The 19,096-nt window shown below is 61.0% G+C and carries 19 protein-coding genes; 4 read left to right on the forward strand and 15 right to left on the reverse strand.

Features of this window, described 5'->3' with window-relative positions; genetic code table 11:
* Nucleotides 1-2,067, reverse strand: coding sequence for a DNA polymerase III subunit gamma/tau (dnaX, locus tag G9C89_RS19195; protein WP_172151092.1), 2,067 nt, complete (start codon nucleotides 2,065-2,067; stop codon nucleotides 1-3).
* Nucleotides 2,068-2,651: 584 nt separating this feature from the next.
* On the opposite strand from dnaX, the gene G9C89_RS19200 reads away from it, so the two are divergent.
* Nucleotides 2,652-2,873, forward strand: coding sequence for a hypothetical protein (locus G9C89_RS19200; protein WP_172151094.1), 222 nt, complete (start codon nucleotides 2,652-2,654; stop codon nucleotides 2,871-2,873).
* Nucleotides 2,874-2,931: 58 nt separating this feature from the next.
* Nucleotides 2,932-3,219: a DUF3509 domain-containing protein gene (locus tag G9C89_RS19205; RefSeq protein WP_172151096.1), complete on the forward strand. Its 288-nt coding sequence runs from the start codon at nucleotides 2,932-2,934 to the stop codon at nucleotides 3,217-3,219.
* A 222-nt stretch (nucleotides 3,220-3,441) separates the two neighbouring features.
* Here G9C89_RS19205 and G9C89_RS19210 read toward each other — a convergent pair whose 3' ends face one another.
* The 8 genes from G9C89_RS19210 to G9C89_RS19245 form a co-directional block, all read right to left on the reverse strand.
* On the reverse strand, nucleotides 3,442-3,921 hold the full coding sequence (locus G9C89_RS19210) for a hypothetical protein (protein WP_178115627.1): 480 nt from the start codon (nucleotides 3,919-3,921) through the stop codon (nucleotides 3,442-3,444).
* A gap of 192 nt (nucleotides 3,922-4,113) precedes the next feature.
* Nucleotides 4,114-4,818 (reverse strand): hypothetical protein, encoded by a 705-nt coding sequence (locus G9C89_RS19215; RefSeq protein WP_172151098.1) that lies wholly within the window; start codon nucleotides 4,816-4,818, stop codon nucleotides 4,114-4,116.
* Nucleotides 4,815-5,411, reverse strand: coding sequence for an RNA polymerase sigma factor (locus G9C89_RS19220; protein ID WP_172151100.1), 597 nt, complete (start codon nucleotides 5,409-5,411; stop codon nucleotides 4,815-4,817). The genes G9C89_RS19215 and G9C89_RS19220 overlap by 4 nt, the downstream gene beginning before the upstream one ends.
* A gap of 2 nt (nucleotides 5,412-5,413) precedes the next feature.
* Nucleotides 5,414-7,138 (reverse strand): vWA domain-containing protein, encoded by a 1,725-nt coding sequence (locus tag G9C89_RS19225; RefSeq protein ID WP_172151102.1) that lies wholly within the window; start codon nucleotides 7,136-7,138, stop codon nucleotides 5,414-5,416.
* An 80-nt stretch (nucleotides 7,139-7,218) separates the two neighbouring features.
* Nucleotides 7,219-8,658 (reverse strand): aminotransferase-like domain-containing protein, encoded by a 1,440-nt coding sequence (locus G9C89_RS19230; protein WP_172151104.1) that lies wholly within the window; start codon nucleotides 8,656-8,658, stop codon nucleotides 7,219-7,221.
* 357 nt (nucleotides 8,659-9,015) lie between these two features.
* On the reverse strand, nucleotides 9,016-9,831 hold the full coding sequence (locus G9C89_RS19235) for an OmpA family protein (protein ID WP_172151106.1): 816 nt from the start codon (nucleotides 9,829-9,831) through the stop codon (nucleotides 9,016-9,018).
* A complete protein-coding gene (locus tag G9C89_RS19240; protein WP_178115629.1) occupies nucleotides 9,831-10,154 on the reverse strand; it encodes a DUF4398 domain-containing protein in 324 nt (107 codons plus the stop codon). Before G9C89_RS19240 ends, G9C89_RS19235 begins: the two co-directional genes overlap by 1 nt.
* A 37-nt stretch (nucleotides 10,155-10,191) precedes the next feature.
* A complete protein-coding gene (locus G9C89_RS19245; protein ID WP_172151110.1) occupies nucleotides 10,192-11,019 on the reverse strand; it encodes a substrate-binding periplasmic protein in 828 nt (275 codons plus the stop codon).
* A gap of 114 nt (nucleotides 11,020-11,133) precedes the next feature.
* Here G9C89_RS19245 and G9C89_RS19250 point away from each other — a divergent pair, with 114 nt between their 5' ends.
* Nucleotides 11,134-12,072, forward strand: coding sequence for an alpha/beta fold hydrolase (locus tag G9C89_RS19250; protein ID WP_172151111.1), 939 nt, complete (start codon nucleotides 11,134-11,136; stop codon nucleotides 12,070-12,072).
* A gap of 65 nt (nucleotides 12,073-12,137) precedes the next feature.
* Here the strand turns inward: G9C89_RS19250 and G9C89_RS19255 are convergent, their stop codons facing one another.
* Together G9C89_RS19255 and G9C89_RS19260 are read right to left on the reverse strand one after the other, a co-directional pair.
* A complete protein-coding gene (locus G9C89_RS19255; RefSeq protein WP_172151113.1) occupies nucleotides 12,138-13,067 on the reverse strand; it encodes an electron transfer flavoprotein subunit alpha/FixB family protein in 930 nt (309 codons plus the stop codon).
* Entirely contained in the window at nucleotides 13,068-13,817 is a 750-nt protein-coding gene (locus G9C89_RS19260; RefSeq protein WP_172151115.1) for an electron transfer flavoprotein subunit beta/FixA family protein, read from the reverse strand.
* 318 nt (nucleotides 13,818-14,135) lie between these two features.
* Here G9C89_RS19260 and G9C89_RS19265 point away from each other — a divergent pair, with 318 nt between their 5' ends.
* Complete coding sequence (locus G9C89_RS19265; protein ID WP_172151117.1) at nucleotides 14,136-15,800, forward strand: electron transfer flavoprotein-ubiquinone oxidoreductase; 1,665 nt, start codon at nucleotides 14,136-14,138, stop codon at nucleotides 15,798-15,800.
* A gap of 107 nt (nucleotides 15,801-15,907) precedes the next feature.
* Here G9C89_RS19265 and G9C89_RS19270 read toward each other — a convergent pair whose 3' ends face one another.
* From G9C89_RS19270 to G9C89_RS19285, 4 genes are all read right to left on the reverse strand, one after another.
* A complete protein-coding gene (locus G9C89_RS19270; protein WP_172151119.1) occupies nucleotides 15,908-16,474 on the reverse strand; it encodes a DUF1285 domain-containing protein in 567 nt (188 codons plus the stop codon).
* 10 nt (nucleotides 16,475-16,484) lie between these two features.
* Entirely contained in the window at nucleotides 16,485-17,087 is a 603-nt protein-coding gene (locus G9C89_RS19275; protein ID WP_172151121.1) for a DUF4823 domain-containing protein, read from the reverse strand.
* 65 nt (nucleotides 17,088-17,152) lie between these two features.
* Nucleotides 17,153-18,043 carry a radical SAM protein gene (locus G9C89_RS19280; RefSeq protein WP_172151123.1) on the reverse strand — a complete coding sequence of 297 codons (891 nt, stop codon included), beginning with the start codon at nucleotides 18,041-18,043 and terminating at the stop codon, nucleotides 17,153-17,155.
* Between the two features lie 76 nt (nucleotides 18,044-18,119).
* Complete coding sequence (locus tag G9C89_RS19285; RefSeq protein ID WP_172151125.1) at nucleotides 18,120-19,088, reverse strand: GTP 3',8-cyclase MoaA; 969 nt, start codon at nucleotides 19,086-19,088, stop codon at nucleotides 18,120-18,122.
* Between the last annotated feature and the right edge of the window lie 8 nt (nucleotides 19,089-19,096).

Raw genomic sequence — 19,096 nt, forward strand, 5'->3', positions numbered from 1 at the left:
CTAGTCCTCGGTAATCAGGGAGTTAACTTGAGTATCTATGGGTTCGATGCTGTCCGCGCGGATAACCGCGGCGAACTGCTGAATCATTTGCTGCACCAGCGGATCGCCGTGGATCGACTCTTCTGCTTCGCGCTGACGATTGGCACGCTTGCGTGCCGCTGCCTGCGCCGGGGTTTCCTGCTCGGGCGTACACAACTCGATCTGCAGGTGCAATTCGCGTCCATGATACTGATTCAGGGCATCATTCAAACGACGCTGCTGGGTCGCATTGAACAACGCACTGTGCCCAGGATCGAGATGCAACAACCAGCTATCACCCTCGACCGCCATCAGCGTGCAGTTGGCGCCGATACTGCCGGTCATGCCAGACAGACCAAGCTTGGGAAACAGCTCCAACCAGTCGGCAGCCAGGCCGGTCGCCGGCTTCGCAGCAAGCTGCAGTTCCGGCTCGACGGGCGCAACGGAATCAACCGCATCGAAATCGTAGTCGAACGACTGCGCATCCATCTCCACATAATCATAATCGCCCAACGGCGGTTCATCATCGCTGTCGCTACCGGCCTCGACCGGCGGCGCAATGCTGGCGGGCTGTACGGCCAACGCCTCGGCTTGCGGCGGCACCGATAGCGACTCAGCCAGCGGCGTACAGCCCTCAACTGGAGCGGCCTGCTCTTCCCAGGGCAAATTTGTCACTGCAATAACCGCCGCCGGCGGCGCGGCAGTCGGCGGCGCGGCGACAACCGGGGGCGCTGCAACCGCAGGCACAGGCTCGACCAGCGCCGGTGCCTGAAATTCGACCGGCGCAAGCGGCGGTTCTGGCACAACAGCCGTCACCACCCCAGACTCGGCTTCAGCCTCGACAACGGCAGCGGTCACCGCCGACACAGCCATAGCCGTGCCGGCCACTGGGTTGGGACGGGGATCAGCTGTGGCCTGGCTAATCCCTAGCGGCTTTAGCACCACCCTCGGCCCATCGCCGCTATCGGCGGGCCGAAACGCCAACATGCGCAACAGCACCATCTCGAAGCCGCTGCGCGGATCCGGCGCCAACGGCAGGTCGCGCCGACCGATCAAACCCATCTGGTAATAGAACTGCACGTCTTCGGCAGGCAACACTTCGGCCAATGCCAGCACCCGATCACGGTCGCCCTGGCCGTTGTCGACCGCATCCGGCAGCGCCTGGGCGATGGCCACACGGTGCAGGACATTGAGAATCTCCGCCAGCACCCCATTCCAGTCAGGCCCCTGCTCGGCCAAATGGCGTACGGCATCGATCAGGCCGCGCGCATCGCCCTCGAGCAATGCGTGCAGCACGCCATACACCTGACCGTGGTCGAGGGTGCCGAGCATCGCACGCACGTCTGTCGCCAGCACCTTGCCTTCACCGAAGGCAATCGCCTGGTCGGTCAGGCTCATCGCATCGCGCATCGAACCATCGGCCGCACGTCCAAGCAGCCAGAGCGCATCCTCTTCAAACGGAATATTTTCCGCCCCCAGCACATGGGTCAGGTGCTCCACCACCCGCTCCGGCGGCATGTTCTTCAGAGAGAACTGCAAGCAGCGCGACAGAATGGTCATCGGCAGCTTCTGCGGATCGGTGGTTGCCAGCAAGAATTTGACGTGCGGCGGCGGCTCTTCCAGGGTCTTGAGCAAGGCGTTGAACGAGTGCGAAGAGAGCATGTGCACTTCGTCGATCAGGTAGACCTTGAAGCGCCCGCGGCTCGGCGAATACTGCACGTTATCCAGCAGTTCGCGCGTGTCTTCGACCTTGGTGCGGCTGGCAGCATCGACCTCGATCAGGTCGACGAAGCGCCCCTCGTCGATCTCCTTGCAGATAGAGCAGACACCGCAAGGTGTCGAACTGATCCCGGTTTCGCAGTTCAGGCACTTGGCGATAATGCGCGCAATTGTGGTCTTGCCAACCCCACGGGTACCTGTAAACAGGTAGGCGTGATGCAGGCGTTGACTGTCGAGGGCGTTGATCAGCGCCTTGAGCACATGGGCCTGGCCGACCATTTCGCGAAACGTGCGCGGACGCCACTTTCGTGCAAGAACCTGATAACTCATCTAAAACCGTCGCGAGATGAAAGCAAAAGTGGGCTAATCCTAACGGAGCATGGGCTAAATTGCATCCGATGCTCGGCTCGGCGCTGCCAGCGCAATAATCATTGCATCGACTCAGCCCGTATATTGCAGGCGCTAGCGGACTGGCGATCGTTGGCGACTGCTGGCGGATCGCCGGAATGCCGGACCACAGCCAATTGGCTCCTGCTGGGTATTATCCGTGCCCAGCGCAGATTCAGCTGGCTAAAACTTAATCAAACAGTTATCATCCGGCCCGTTAGTACCACGCTGTAAGTCATTCAGGCCTTCCGGCCCCCTCGATGGACTCCAGGTAAAGAACGCATACGCCCCATCAGGCTATGCCGCACAGTTCCTTACCAGACCCAACCTGCTGACTGATCAGGCCGTCTTGCGCAAGCACTGACTCAGCCTGCCTCCGAAGTACCGACCCGCATAAGCACTAGTCAACACTGAACTTATGCGCGCAGTCCCGCTCCGATCAGACTCATTCCTTCGACCAGAAGTCGAAAGCTTGGAGCTTTATTTAGCGCAATGACGCGCCCGTTGTTTTAGGAAACACCCAAAAAATGAATACTCAACACCAAATTCAGGATGCCATTCGCACCCTATCCAACGCCTTTGCGCCATTCGATTGCCGCATTCTTGCCAGCCGCAAGGGTAACTTCAGCTTCACTATCGTCAATCAGGCCGGTATTGCCCAGCATACCCAGCGCCTGTATCCCGAGCAGTACAGCAGCGAGTCCCTGCCGCAGGTAATCGAGCGCGCCCGACAGTCGCTACTGGCCTGACCGAACTACACAACACCATTGGTGTCATAAGTGATTAGCCTCAGGATGGAGAACGGTCATGGATAGCATCAATCGCCAGTTCGTCGAACAGTTGTTTGCTCCTTTACGCGTCACTTTCAGCCCGCGTCGCCCAGACGGCGGCGTTGTCCTCTCCCTGCTCGACGACGCCGACGTCACCGCCTACAGCCGGGTCCTCAGCTCCGCCCAGCGTGACGATGCGCAAGCTTTTGCACAGAGCCTTGAAGACATTCGCCTGGAACTCGCCGTTCGCTCCGGCAATATTCCCGCAGAGATGCGCAAGGCGCTGAAAGAACAGAACAGCGTGCTCAATTATCACATCGACTGAAATAGCCAGCCCAGCCTCGCACAGCAAAATGCCGCTCACTTGAACCAAGTGAGCGGCATTTTTGTAACCCTAGCTGGAACCCCGGGATACGGTCGAATTGCGCAGGTGACAACTCATCGACGCGACTGGAGCTACCCATTCGCTTACTGCGTTTGCACCTTAGCCAGAGCGATACAATTCGAGCAGGCTTAGGAGCGCAGCACAGCTGCCACTCCCCTCTGACTATCGCTTGAACTCGAACTGTAGTTCGGCTCCTTCCAGCGAATCCCAGTAGTCATCACTCCGCTCATTGGTGATCAGCTTGCCATTGAGCTGAAAGGGGCTTTCTGCTGCCTGCTCGGCCCGGAACAGCGGCGGCAGCAAGGCCGGTGACGGCGGTTCATCAGAGACGACGAGCGACTGCAATTCCTCAAACAAATCCGGCGGCAGGCTCAAGTCGAGGTTCGCCTTGAGCGGAGGGGCAACAACAGCGTCTTTAACCACCGGTTTTTTCACAACGACGGCAGGTCGAGCAGGCTCGCTTGCCGCCTTGATCGCCGGCTTGGGCGCGGGTGTGGGCGCTATATCTGCCGGCGGCGCTGGCATGACGGATACCACTGATTTGGCGGGCTCGCGCGGCACGGCGGTAGTAGTCTTTTCGTTGTCGCACGCACTCAGCGATAGCAGAGCCAGAAGTAAAAGCAAAAACCGGAAGCTGATCATCAACACGCATAGTCGCAGTAAAGAGGAAGCATCATGCTCTCCTCTCCCCCAACTTCTAGCAAGCCCACCCTGTAGTGCTTACACAGGATTTACTCAAAGGGTGGGAAAATATCGAGCGCCGCAGCGGGTGAGAGTTTTTCACAAGCTCGTAGCCTGCCGGCCAATGCACTCCACCTTCATATCGACAGCCTGCTAGTGTTTTTTCTCGAGTCGTTCGAGCTGCGCCTCGATATCCAGCTGCGGGTAATCCAGTTGCAGCCGCTGCTGCAGACGCTTTGCCTCCTCGACTTTACCTGCGCGGCGCAATTCGAGCAGATGCATCAGCGCTTTTTCCGTATCCAGCTTCGCCGCCATGCCAGCCAGTGGTGCCGATTCCACAGCAGTCATGGGTAACTCGGCACTCGGCGCCGGTAGCAAAGCGCTGGCCTCATCAGCTGCCTGCTTGCCCGCATCCTCCGCCACGCCCGGTGCCGACGCACTCTTCTCAACCTTTTGCCGCGCCGATGAATAACTCCGCAGCGCCGGCGCCTGTTCGCGCAGCAGGCCTTGCGGCGCCTCGGCTTCGACCATGGGGGCGGTTGGCGCCGGCGCCATCACCGCGCGCGGCATGGGGGCGTCATAGCTATCAGGGGCTTGCTGCAGGGAGCGCCAGGTCAGGCTGACGCCTATGCCGATGCAAGCCAGCCCGGCCACTGCCAGCGACCAGCGCTGGCGACCGCCTGGGCCGAACAGCCAGGCGTGCAGGCGCTGACTCCAGTTGGACGCGCTCGACACCTGCGCGGCGCGAGCAGCAGCGAGGATGCGTGCGTCCAGCTCAGCGGAAGGCTCGGCCTGGCTATGGGCACGGAAGTGATCGAGCAACGCCTGCTCATGCGGCTCGTGTTGATCGCGGTTCATGCAGATAGCTCCTCGGCGGCCGGGTCAGCCAGCAGCCGACGTAATTTCTGCAACGCATAGCGTAAACGGCTTTTCACCGTTTCCGCTGGCGTGCGGGTCAACTCGGCGATCTCGTGCAACTCCAGATCGCCGTGGGCGCGCAGCAGGAATACTTCGCGTTGTTCCGGCGGCAGATCGGCCAGCGCGGCCTGCAGGCGCTCCTGGTCGCGACTCAAACTGAGCTGCTGCTCAGGGTTGGTCTCGCTGCATGGCCGGTCATGCAGCTGCTCGTCGAACGCCTCATGCCTGCCCTGCTGGCGGCCCGTTTTGCGCCAGTGATCGATCAGGCGATTGCGCGCGATCTGGTACAGCCAGGTCTTGAACAGCACCGCCTCGCGCTGCAGCGACTGGCTGCGGATCAGGCTCATCCAAGTGTCCTGGAACACCTCCTCGGCCAGCGTCGGGTCGCCGCACAGACTACAGAGAAAACGGAACAGGCCGAGGCGATGGCGTTGATAGAGCAGCGCAAAGGCCTCGGCGTCGCCCAGGCGATAACGCCGCAACAAGGCGGCGTCCTCTTCGTCGGGCAGTGGAGCAGCAGGATGGGCAGTCACGCTCAATCGACCTTGGCAGCGCTGGGTGCGGGAAGTGAAGACGGAGTTTGCAGGCTTTGCGCCAGTTCGACCAGTTGCACGAACTCGCCGCGCAGGCCGAAGCGATCCTCGCCCTTGCCGCTGCGGGCCAAGTCGGCGCTGTCGGCCAGGTCGAAATCGCCGGTGTAGCGCGCGCCTTTCAGCTGCTGGGCAAAGGCGGCAACAGCGGCGGCGAAGCGCAGATCCTCGCTGGCCTGAGCAATCGCCGGAGTGTTGCGCTGCACCTCAATGGGGATTTCCAGCAACTTACTGCTGCTCTGCTGCGGCGCCTTGTAGCGGATGCGCAGCAGTGCCAGCTCGCCCTGCTTGCCGGCGGTTTTTTCTGCCTGCTGGTAGCGCAGCGGCTCCAGCCAGCCCTTATTGCCAGCCGGAACTATTTCATAGAGCGCAGTGACGGTATGACCCGCTCCTATTTCCCCGGCATCGACCTTGTCGTTACTGAAGTCCTCACGCTTCAACGCCCGGTTTTCATAGCCGAGCAGGCGGTACTCGCTGACCTGCGCCGGGTTGAACTCGACCTGGATCTTCACGTCCTTGGCCACCGTCGCCAGGGTCGAGCCGAGCTGATCGACCAGCACCTTGCGCGCCTCGCGCAGGTTGTCGATATAAGCGTAATTGCCATCGCCGGCATCGGCCAACTGCTCCATCAACCGCTCGTTGTAGTTATCGGTGCCGAAGCCCAGGGTGGTCAGGGAAATCCCGGTCTTGCGCTTGTCGGCCGCCAGTTGCTTGAGCGTTTCGAAGTCGCTGATACCGACGTTGAAGTCGCCATCGGTGGCCAGCAGGATGCGGTTGATGCCGTTCTTGATAAAACCCTGCTGGGCCTGCTGATAAGCCAACTGGATACCCGACTCGCCAGCGGTCGAACCACCGGCGCGGAGCTGATCGATGGCCGCGCGGATCTTGACCTTGTCGCTGCCCGCGGTCGGCTCCAGCACCACGCTGGATGAACCGGCATAGACCACCAGGGAAACCTTATCCTCGGCACGCAATTGCTCGACCAGCAATTTCAAGGTGCTCTGCACCATCGGCAAGCCTTCGCGCCTGTCCATCGAGCCGGAGACATCCACCAGAAACACCAGATTGGCCGGCGGCAGCTGCGCAACCTGCATATCCGAGGCCTTGATCGCGATACGCAGCAAACGGCTCTGCGGGTTCCACGGCGTCACCGCCAGTTCGGTGCCGACGCCAAAGGGCGTGGCGCCGGTCGGCAGCGGGTAGGCATAGGGGAAATAATTGACCAGCTCCTCCAGGCGCACCGCCTCGGCCGGCGGCAACTGGCCCTGGTTGAGGAAGCGGCGGACGTTGGCATAGCTGCCGGTATCGATATCGATACTGAAGGTCGACACTGGTGATTCGGCCACGGCATGCACCGGGTTGTCGGCCAGTTTCTGGTACTGCTCGCGGTATTGCTCACGGTACGCCGACGGCAGATGATCCGCCATAGGTGCGCCAGGCTGACCCGCCGCCGGCAGCGCAGCGATGGCGGCATCACGCTGCAACTCGGTTTTTTTCGCCCGCGGCGGCATCTGGGATAGCTCAACTGCCGCGACCAGCTCCTGCTGATCGGCAACATGACTCTGCGGCGGCTCCGGTTGAGCGGCATTGCAGGCGACCAGGGTCAGCAGCAGGCTTCCGGCAAAACCCTGCAGCAACGGTTGTGGATATAACGCACGAATCCTCGACATGACGCATCTCCTTGGGGCGAAAAAGCTCTTCGCCCTGGTAGACGCAATGCCTTACCGATTCGGGTTAACCGCGAGGACATTCAGCTACTTGCCGTTGCCTCCTGGCACAACTGGCTGGCCAGCATGCCCAGGGTCATCAAGGCCCGCTCGGCCTCGCGGCTCCAGGGGATGCCGCAATTGAGGCGGATGCAGTGATTGAACTGCTCGGTGTTGCTGAAGATCAGCCCCGGCGCGATGCTGATGCCCTGCTGCAAGGCGCGCACGTGCAAGTCCTTGGTGTTGACCCGCACCGGCAGGCTGACCCAGAGGATGAAGCCGCCATTGGGCCGGGTCATCTGCGTGCCTTCGGGGAAGTACTGCTGCACCGCCAGCTGGAAGGCGCTGAGGTTCTTGCGGTATTCCTGGCGGATATAGCGCAGATGGCGGTCGTAACCGCCGTTCTCCAGGTAGGCCGCCACGGCCATCTGCGTGACGCTACAGGCCGAATGGGTGCTGAAGGTCTGCAGACGCTGGATCTCCTCCTGGTATTTGCCGGCGATGATCCAGCCGATGCGCACCCCGGGCGACAGGGTCTTGGAGAAGCTCGAGCAATACACCACCCGCCCCTCACGGTCATGCGACTTGAGTGCCTTGATCGGGCCTTGCTCGAACATCAGTTCGCCGTATATGTCGTCCTCGACGATCTGGATATCGAAATCTCCGGCCAGGCGCAGCAACTGCTTCTGTCGCGGCTCGGGGATGCTGCCGCCAAGCGGATTGCTCAGGCGTGCGGTCAAGACCAGCGCCTTGATCGGCCACTGACTGGCCGCCAGTTGCAACGCCTCGAGGCTGATCCCCGTACTTGGATCGCTGGGAATCTCGATGACTTTCAAACCCAGCAGATCGGCCAATTGCAGCAGGCCGTAATAGGTCGGCGACTCGGTGGCGATCAAATCCCCCGGTTTGGTCAGCACCCGCAGCGACATCTGCAGCGCATCGACGCAACCATGGGTAATCACCACTTCCGATGGGTCGACCACCACGCCGGCATCGCGCATGCGGATCGCCACTTGGCGACGCAGCGGCTCGAAACCCGGGCTGAACATATAGCTGAAGGCGCGCGGACTCTGAAACCGGGTGACCTTGGCCAACTGCTGATGCAAGGCGCGCACCGGCAGGTAGTCGACATGCGGCACCGCCGCGCCGAGAGGGAATACCCCTTCACGGCGCGACTCGGTGAGGATCTGATTGATGATGCTGCTGCGCGTCACCAGGCTGGGACGCTCGACCCGGGCGATATCCGGGGTCGGCGCGGTCAGGGCCGGGGTCTGGTGCACATAGAAACCGGATTGCGGACGCGCGCGAATCAGGCCCTGGTCCTCCAGGTTGGCGTAGGCCTGCAACACCGTGGCATGACTGACGCTGAGCTGCGAACTCATCTTGCGCACCGACGGTACCCGCTCTCCCGGCTGATAGACGCCGCGACGGATGTCTTCCGCCAATTGCTGGGCGATACGCTGATAGAGCAACAGACTGGTCATGGCCGCCTTCCCGCTTTATTGAACCGTTACAGTAACCCGACGAACCGAAAGTGCACCGGTACAGTTCCATAAATTGTGGACGACACAGCGGCGATCCGCCAGCGACTGCAGTGGAACAATTCAATAACAAGCCAACTGTTTGTTGAATTGCTCGCCTCCTCCAGGCCGCTGCGATCCTGGCTAGGGGCGGCGATAAATCGCGGGCAGAAAAAAACCGGTGCACCCGGGCAGAGGGAGGCGCCTGGATCAGCGTAGCCCGGATGCAATCCGGGAAGATCGTTGACGATGCTCCGGCCCCGGCTTTGACAAACTCGGTAGGTGCACGGCAGGCAGGACTTGCGCATGCCGAGGCACGGTTCAGCGTGCCAGGCCCAGACGCCCCTGCTCGTCGGAGAACACGATCTCGACCCGGCGGTTCTGTGCCCGCCCCATGGCCGAAGCATTCTCTGCGACCGGGAAGCTCTCGCCATGGCCCTGTACTTCGATACGCTTGCTATCGATGCCCAGGTCGATCAAGACGTCGGCGACGGTTTGCGCCCGTGCGCGGGACAGTTCGAGGTTTTCCAGCTTGTCGCCACGACTGTCGGTATAGCCCTCGATGCGTACCACCCGGCGCGGATTCAGTTGCAGGAACTGCACCAGCTTCAGCACCGTACGATTTGCCGACGCTTTCAGATTGGCCTGTCCTGCATCGAACAGCACATCGCCCAGGGTCATCACCAAGCCACGTTCGGTTTCGCTGGTTGCCAGGCTGACCATCTGCTCTTCCAGCCAGTTACTCTGCTCCTGCACACTGAGCAACTTGGCCTCACGCAGGGCCAGCTGCAGGCGCTGGCGCTCCAACTCGAGCTTGGCCGCCCGCTCCTGATTCAGGTTCAAGGCACTGTTTTGCCCGGCGATTTCGCTGTAACGCTGACTGAGGTAGGCGTAATGGCTAACGTCATCCGTACTGCCCCAATAGCTCGACAAGCGGTCTGCACGGGCCAGGGACTCACCCGCACGGATCACATCTTTCGGTGCGCTGCGCAGCACATCGGAGTTTTCCTTTACCGCCTGAAAGCTGCTGCGGGCCGCCTCGAGTGCCTCATTGCTGCTCTGCTGCTGCGAACCCGCGCAACCACTCAGCAGCAACGCCGACAGAACGCCTCCCAGCAGCGGGATCCGAGCATTCATCACAGCTCCCCCAACTGCTTGCGCAGGCGATTGATCCGGTTATTCAGTTCGTTCAGCTGGTCCTGACTTTTCTGCGTCAACACCCGAGCTTCCGCCAGACGGGCATCCAGTTCGGCCTGCTCGGCAAGCACCCGCGCCTCCTTGAAGGCATCACGTTGCATGGCAGATTGAGCCTGCAGCAATTTGGCTTCGGCCATTGCCAGTTCAGCTACCTGCTCATCGGCACCAACAGCCTTGGCTTGCGCCAAGGCTTGCTCGGTAAGGCGCAATTGCTCGGTCGGTGCCGGATCGCTGGCGCAACCGGTCAAACTCAGCACCACCATTGCGGCGCATGAAAATCGATTAATCACAAAAAACTTCCTACGGATTCGGGACGCTTGCGGGTTGCAACTGCTGCTCTTTCCAGCGCAATAGGTTGTCCTGCAGCAAGGTTTCCGGCAGGCCGGCAGCGATCGATTCTGTCATCTTTTTCGCCAGTTGTCCGCGCAGCCAGGGATCGTTGCATGCCGAGTTGTGCGACAGGGTCAGGTACAGACCCTCGCTGGAAATAGGCGGATCCAGCACCAGCAGGTTATCTTCCATGCTCAGCGTTTCGGCCAGAGCCAGACCGGGAAAACGCTCGTAGAGGACATAATCGGTACGCCCCAGCAACAGCTTTTGAAAGGCCTGAGCCAGGCTGGACACACCCTCCAAGGTCAGGTTGGCCTTGGCATAGGTATCGAACTGCTGACCGAAGCTGTTATTCACCAACGTGCCACCAGTGCGGCCCTGCAGGTCGGCCCAACTGGCGTAGGGAAACTCCGCGCCTTTACGCACCCAGACCACGCTTGGGGTGAAGAAAAACGCCGGGTGCACATAATCCATGGTTTCCAGACGCGGCAAGGTCAGAAAAGCACCGGCGATCAAATCGACCCGCCCCGTGCGCACCTCGTCTTGGGCGCGAGACCAGGGCCCGGTATAGATCACATCGATCACCAGATCCAACTCTTTGGCCAAATGCTTGAGCAAGTCGGCATTGGCACCGATCAACTGCTGCGGATTCTGCGGGTCACGCCACAAATAAGGCGGATACTCCGGATTGCCGGTGGCGACCAGGCGCTCACACTTGCCGGCGGCAGCACTCAACCCTGGCAACAGCGCCACGCCGAGCAAAAGCATTACGGATTTCAACAACCCACGTTCGAGCATGGCGACTTCTCGGCTGAACTTTTGATGGACTTTCAGGGCACGCGAACACTGGTGGATGCTGGCTGCATGTTAGCGTACAACCGGCTCAATAATAATTCGCGATAAGGGCGCGCCATGAAAAAACTGATTCTCGGCTTGATACTGTTGCTCGGCGGCGCCGCCGCGACGCTCTACCTCTGCCCCGCCGCACTGCTGGCTACGACGCAACTGGTCGCACTGCAGCAGGCGGATCTCAGCACCAAGCGGGTGACAGTCGGCGATCTTAGCATTCATTACTACCAGGGCGGCCCGAGCGTCGGCGAAACCATTCTGATGATCCACGGCTTCGGTGCCAGCAAGGACAACTGGCTGCGCTTTGCCCGCTACTTCACCGAGGGCTACCAGGTGATCGCCCTGGACCTGCCCGGCTTTGGCGACAGCAGCAAGCCCTACGCCAGTTACGATGTCGGCACCCAAGTCGAGCGCCTCGCCGCTTTCACTCAAGCCTTGCAGATCAAAAAACTGCACCTGATCGGCAGCTCGATGGGCGGCCATATCAGTGCCCTGTATGCCGCACGCTATCCCGAACAAATCCTGTCAGTGGCGTTGCTCGGCAATGCTGGCGTCGACTCGCCACAGAAAAGCGAGTTGATCGAGCGCCTCGAACGCGGCGAACCCAATCCGCTGATCGTGAAAACACCGCAACAGTTCGAGCAGCTGCTGGAGTTCATCTTCGTCGAAGTGCCGAGCATGCCCGAGCGCCTGAAGCAGGCGCTGGCGGAAAGAAGCGTCGCCAACAGTACGCATAACGAGCGGGTCTTCGCCCAACTGGTCAGTCGTTATATTCCGCTCGAACCGGTACTGCCGAAGATCCAGGCGCCGACTCTACTGTTATGGGGCGCCCAGGACAGGGTTCTGCATGTTTCCAGCATCGAGGTCATGCAGCCACTCCTACAGCGCCCCAGCGTGGTGATCATGCAAGACTGCGGGCACGCGCCCATGCTCGAACGGCCCAAGGAAACTGCCGAGCACTACCAGGCGTTTCTGCACACCCTCGCAGCAGAGCGTGAATAAAGCCAAATCGTACACAAGAAAAAACCCGCTCAAGGCGGGTTTTTCATGGGGCAAGGGAAGCCGGTTTACACCAGTTTCTCGAACTCCGGGATAGCGTCGAACAGATCCGCCACCAGGCCGTAATCGGCCACCTGGAAGATCGGCGCTTCTTCGTCCTTGTTGATCGCAACGATCACCTTGGAGTCCTTCATGCCGGCCAGGTGCTGGATCGCGCCGGAGATACCGACGGCGATGTACAGCTGCGGCGCGACAATCTTGCCAGTCTGACCGACCTGCATGTCGTTGGGCACGAAACCGGCGTCGACCGCGGCGCGCGAGGCACCGACTGCCGCGCCGAGCTTGTCAGCCAGGGCGTAGAGGTGCTTGAAGTTGTCGCCGTTCTGCATGCCGCGGCCGCCGGAAACGACGATCTTGGCAGCGGTCAGCTCCGGACGATCGGACTTGGCCAGCTCTTCACCGACGAACGCCGACTTGCCGGCGTCGCCGCCAATAGCCACGGCCTCAACGACAGCGCTGCCACCCTCGGCTGCGACCGGGTCGAACCCGGTGGCACGCACAGTGATCACCTTCACGGCAGCGGAAGACTGCACGGTAGCGATGGCGTTACCGGCATAGATCGGTCGCTTGAAGGTATCGGCGCTTTCCACGGCGATGATTTCGGAGATCTGATCGACGTCCAGTGCAGCGGCTACGCGCGGCAGGATATTCTTACCGTTGCTGGTGGCAGCAGCCAGGATGTGGCTGTAGCCCTTGCCCAGTTCGGCTACCAGCGGCGCGACGTTTTCCGGCAGCTGGTGGGCGAAGGCTGCGTTGTCGGCCACCAGCACCTTGGCCACGCCAGCAACTTTGGCAGCGGCTTCGGCAGCTACGCCGCAAGCGGCACCGGCAACCAGAACGTGGATGTCACCACCGATTTTCGCGGCAGCAGCAACGGTGTTCAGAGTGGCGGGAGCCAGAGCGGCATTGGTGTGTTCAGCGATAACCAGGATAGTCATTTAGATTACCTTCGCCTCGTTCTTCAGTTTCTCGACCAGTTCAGCCACCGACTTGACCTTGATACCAGCGCTGCGGGCAGCAGGCGCTTCGACTTTCAGGGTTTTCACGGTGGAAGCGGTGGAAACGCCCAGGTCGCCCGGGGTAACGGTTTCCAGCGGCTTTTTCTTGGCCTTCATGATGTTCGGCAGCGACGCGTAGCGCGGCTCGTTGAGGCGCAGGTCGGTGGTCACGATCGCCGGCAGGTTCAGTGCCACGGTCTGCAAGCCGCCATCGACTTCGCGAGTCACGTTGACCTTGTCGCCAGCCACTTCCACCTTGGAGGCGAAGGTGCCTTGGGCGTAACCGCTCAGCGCGGCGAGCATCTGGCCGGTCTGGTTATTGTCGCTGTCGATCGCCTGTTTGCCGAGGATCACCAGCTGCGGCTGCTCCTTGTCGACCACCGCCTTGAGCAGCTTGGCCACGGCCAGGGAATTCAGCTCATCGCTGGATTCGACCAGAATGGCGCGATCGGCGCCCAGGGCCAGGGCGGTACGCAGCTGCTCTTGAGCAGCAGTCGGACCGATCGACACCACGACGATTTCGCTGGCCACGCCTTTTTCTTTCAGGCGTACCGCTTCTTCCACGGCAATTTCGCAGAAGGGATTCATCGACATCTTGACGTTGGCAAGATCAACGCCGCTGTTGTCCGCTTTGACGCGGACCTTGACGTTGTAGTCGACCACTCGTTTGACAGCTACAAGAACCTTCATGGATTCCTCGTTACTCTCCGGTGAATAGGAATGTCGCCAGAAGCGAACATGGCGGGTGATGCAAATCGGCCGGAACCGACCTTCAGCCCAGACGGCGAACGCAAAACCGCCCGTATCTTGACCGTACGACCTGGCCCGGTCAATACAATGAATCGGCCAGTCATCCACGATGTAGTAGGATTCTAGCAGGACTACAGAATATTCAAACAAACGTTTGTATTGGCCCGCTAGAAGGGTGCAGATATAATGCGCCAGCATCGCCCAGGGAACGAGCCTGATCGTCAAATAAAATTAGAGAGCCTGAGTAGGAGATAGCCTGTGGAACGCGAGTTTATGGAATTCGACGTCGTCATCGTCGGCGCCGGCCCAGCCGGCTTGTCCGCCGCCTGCCGACTGAAGCAGAAAGCCGCCGAAGCGGGCAAGGAAATCAGCGTCTGCGTGGTCGAAAAAGGCTCCGAAGTGGGTGCGCACATTCTCTCTGGAGCGGTGTTCGAACCGCGCGCCCTGAACGAACTGTTCCCCGACTGGAAGGAACTCGGCGCACCGCTGAACACCCCGGTCAAGCGCGACGACATCTACCTGCTGAATAACGCGACAAAAGCCAGCCGAATCCCCGACCTGTTCGTGCCCAAGACCATGCACAACCAGGGCAACTACATCATCTCCCTGGGCAATCTGTGCCGCTGGCTGGCCCAGCAGGCCGAGAATCTGGGCGTGGAAATCTACCCCGGCTTCGCCGCCCAGGAAGCGCTGATCGACGACCAGGGCTCGGTCTACGGCATCCTCACCGGCGACCTCGGCGTGGATCGCGAAGGCAACCCGAAAGAGGGTTACTACACCCCCGGCATGGAACTGCGCGCCAAGTACACCCTGTTCGCCGAAGGCTGCCGCGGCCATATCGGCAAGCAGCTGATCAAGAAGTACAACCTCGACAGCGAAGCCGACGCCCAGCATTACGGCATCGGCATCAAGGAAATCTGGGACGTCGACCCGGCCAAGCACGAGCAAGGCCTGGTGGTGCATACCGCCGGCTGGCCGCTGTCGCTGGTCGACAGTGAAAACACCGGTGGTTCCTTCCTCTATCACCTGGAGAACAACCAGGTGGTGGTCGGTCTGATCGTCGACCTGTCCTACAGCAACCCGCACCTGTCGCCGTTCGACGAGTTCCAGCGCTACAAACACCACCCGGTGATCGCCCAGTACCTGGAAGGTGGCAAGCGCGTGTCCTATGGCGCCCGCGCCATCAGCAAGGGCGGCCTCAACTCGCTGCCGAAGATGGTGTTCAACGGCGGCGCACTGATCGGCTGCGACCTCGGCACCCTCAACTTCGCCAAGATCAAGGGCAGCCACACCGCGATGAAGTCCGGCATGCTCGCCGCCGACGCGGTGGCCGACGCGCTGTTCGCCGGCCGTGAGGGCGGCGACCAGCTGACCGGCTACGTCGAAGCGTTCAAGACCAGCTGGCTGTACGACGAGCTGTTCCGCAGCCGCAACTTCGGCGCGGCGATTCACAAGTTCGGCGTGCTCGGCGGCGGCGCCTTCAACTACCTCGACCAGAACCTGTTTGGCGGCAAGATCCCCTTCACCCTGCACGACACCAAGCCGGATTACGCCTGCCTGAAACTGGCCAGCGAAGCGAAGAAGATCAGCTACCCGAAACCGGACGGCAAACTCAGCTTCGACAAGCTCAGCTCGGTATTCCTCTCCAACACCAACCATGAAGAGGAACAACCCTGCCACCTGAAGCTCGCCGACCCGAGCATTCCGCTGACCAAGAACCTGCCGCTGTACGATGAACCGGCGCAGCGCTACTGCCCAGCTGGCGTGTACGAAATCGTCACCCTGGAAGACGGCGAGAAGAAGTTCCAGATCAACGCGCAGAACTGCGTGCACTGCAAGACCTGCGACATCAAGGACCCGGCCCAGAACATCAACTGGGTGGCTCCCGAAGGCGCTGGCGGGCCTAACTACCCCAATATGTAAGATGCAAAAGGCTCCTTCGGGAGCCTTTTTGCTTTTAGCCACAAGCTACAAGCAGCCACCCGCGCGCGCTTTCTTGCCGCTTGAGGCTTGCCGCTTACAACTGAGCCCTACGGCTGCGGCCCAATCGGGAAGAACTGCCCACTGCTCCACACCCCCAGCCATATCTGGCCGTCGATCTCGCGCGGCACCGCCAACTCGACCAGCTGGTAGAACACGTTGCGGTGGATCAGCGCCTCGAGGTTCGCGCGCACGTGCACATAGGGTGCCGGTTCCTGGGACTGCGCATCCAGCTCGACCCGGAGCGGGTGCTCGGTATCGGCAACGGTTTCCTCCTCGACGTTGGTGGTGAAACGCAGCACCTGCGCCTCGCCCTCGCCGTCTACCTGCAGACTGACGGCAACGAAGGGCGCATCGTCGACCTTGATGCCGACCTTCTCTACCGGGGTGATCAGGAAGTAATCGTCGCCATCGCGGCGAATGATGGTGGAGAACAACTTGACCATCGGCTTGCGTCCAATCGGCGTGCCCAGGTAATACCAGGTGCCATCGCGCGCGATGCGCATGTCGATGTCGCCGCAAAAATCGGGGTTCCACAGGTGTACAGGCGGCAAGCCCTTCTTCTCGCCCTTGGAAATCTGTGCCAACAGGTCGCCGGCTTTGCCTGGGTTCGTCATGCGAGTGTCCTTAGAGGCTCTGGCCAATCAGGCTGCGGGCATAATCGCGCAGCGGTGGACCGAGCAAGTCTTCTGGTTTGGCATCATAGAATGTCAGGAAGCCGCCGCGGCTGTGAATCCGCGCAGTATCGACCAGATAACGGGTATTGGTTTCGATCAGCATCAACTGAATGACGCTACGGTCGGTGCCAAGCCGGTCCAGCACCTGCTGATCAGCCCACTCATCCCCCGTGCCGATGCGGTCATCGGCATAGGCAAAGCGGCTGTAGAGCAGATAATGCGCGCCGGCCGCACGCGCCTGGTCCATGGCCTCCTCCAACCCGGCCGGACTACGCGCCCGACGGACCAGCGGGAAATACTCGACGAAGCCCTTGAACGCCTCTTCCGCAACCACATTCGGTCGCGGATAGGCCGCGCCGGGAGGAACGAAATGCCCCTGGGCGATATAGATGAAAGAGTCCTGCTGCAGGCGCCGCGAGGCCATGCGCTCGGTTCGCCCATGATCGAGAAAACCGGCATCGCGCAATTGATAGGTGGCGCCATCGGCCAGGTCGCTGACCTTCATGCAGCCACCCAAGACCATCAACACCAGGATTAATATCAGGTTGCGCATCACTCTCCTCCCGTTGCCGGTGACGGAATACCGGCGGACAGGCCAGTAATGCAGGTTTCACGCCATCACAGGCCGCGCTGCCACTCCTGGCGCAACCCGGCGCCCTGCGGCTGTTCGATGGCGGCGCGCACCTGCGCCAGCAGACGCGCCTTGTCCGCCCCCAGGTTGCCTTTGAGCACCAGATAGTTGGAGGCATGATCACTGCGAAACACCGTGTCGCGCAGCTCCAGGCCCTGCAACAGACGCTCGACCTCAATGAACAGTTGCTGCTGACTCAACGATTGATAATCGGCGAACGCCTGGCGAAACCGCGCCTCGCCCTGGGGAAAGCTGACGACCAAGGTCGAGAGGAACTCCGGTTGCGCGGCATTCATCAGACGCGCCGAGTTATCGGCATGCTGGCCGCTCAAGGCGGTCCCACCAAGGCCATTGAGGATCATCACCGAACGGGCAATCCCGGCCTGGCCAAGCTTGTCCAGGGCGCTCAGGCTGGACTCGAAGGTTTCGCCCTTGTTGACCCGCGCCAGCACCTCGTCATCACCCGACTCGCAGCCCACATAGGCCATACGCAGCCCGGCGTCGGCCAGTTCCTTTAGCTCAGCGACCGACTTCTTGCGCAGATTGCGCGGCAGGCAATAACTCGAGACCCGCTCGACATCCGGCATGTACTCACGAATGGCCGAAAGGATGACCAGCAAACGGCGCGTCGGCAGCACCAGAGCATCGCCATCGGCGAGAAACACCCGCTGCACGATCAGCCGCTCGCCAGCGCGGCGAATTTCGTCGAGCACCTCCCGCTCATCGCGGGCACGGAATTTCTTCTGCGCTTCGGTGTACATCTCGCAGAAGGTGCAGTTATTCCAGGAGCAGCCGTTGGTCACCGGCAGAATCAGCGAGTGGGCCTCGCTTGGCGGGCGGAATACCGGTTCGATATAGGCAATGGGGAAATCAGTCATACTTTTTCGCGTCAAGCTTCAAGCCAGGATGCCTTGCACAGCCGATAGAAATCACCCTTTTTGCGGCTTGCAACTCTCATCCTCCAATAATCTTCATGACGGTCACGCCTCCGGAAAAGGCCACCTCCTGCTTGTCACCCAGCGCCTTGACCAGCAACCCCTGCAAAGCAGGCAAAGCCTGATGACGCGGTTTATCGAGCAGATCGCCGACATAATGGCGATTGCTCGACGACAGACAGCCGTGCAGCCAGCCAGTCGACGACAGGCGCAAACGTGAACAAGTCCGGCAGAACGGTACACTTTCGTTGGCAATCACCCCGAAAAAGCCCTGGCCTGGAATCTCGTAGCGCAACGCGGTGGCATCCACCGGCGCATCGGCCTGGGTATAGTCGTAGTGCTCGCCGATCATGGCCAACAGCTCGGGCATGCCGACGAACTGGCGCAGGAAACTGTTGCCATCGCGCGCCAGATGGCCCATGCGCATCAATTCGATGAAACGCAGCTCGAACCCCCGCTCCATACAGTAATCCAGCAACGGCAGGACTTGATCGAGGTTTTGCCCGCGCAGCGGCACCATGTTGAGCTTGATCTGCATGCCGGCTGCCTGCGCCTCGTCCAAACCTGCCAGGACGGTGGCCAGATCACCGCCGCGGGCGATGGCGCGGAACGCAACCGGATTGAGGGTATCCAGGGATATGTTGAGGCGGCGAATGCCGTTTTCCAGCAGCAACGGCAGCTTGCGCGAGAGCAGTTGGCCGTTGCTGGTCAAGCTGATGTCAGCCAGGCCCAGCGGGCTGACGCCGCGCAGGAACGCCTCCAGCTTCGGACTGACCAGGGGCTCGCCGCCGGTGATGCGCAAGCGCTCGATGCCTGCGGCTTCGATCAGGTAACCGACCCCGCGCACCATGGCCTCGGCGGACAATTCGTCCTGCGCCGCGACCAGGCGCTTGCCGTCGGGCACGCAGTAGGTACAGGCGTAATTGCAGGCGGCGGTCAGACTTACCCGCAGGTTGCGAAAGCGTCTGCCTTGACGGTCAACAATCATGGAGGACT

It is taken from the genome of Pseudomonas tumuqii (assembly GCF_013184545.1).
Taxonomy (GTDB): Bacteria; Pseudomonadota; Gammaproteobacteria; order Pseudomonadales; family Pseudomonadaceae; genus Aquipseudomonas; species Aquipseudomonas tumuqii.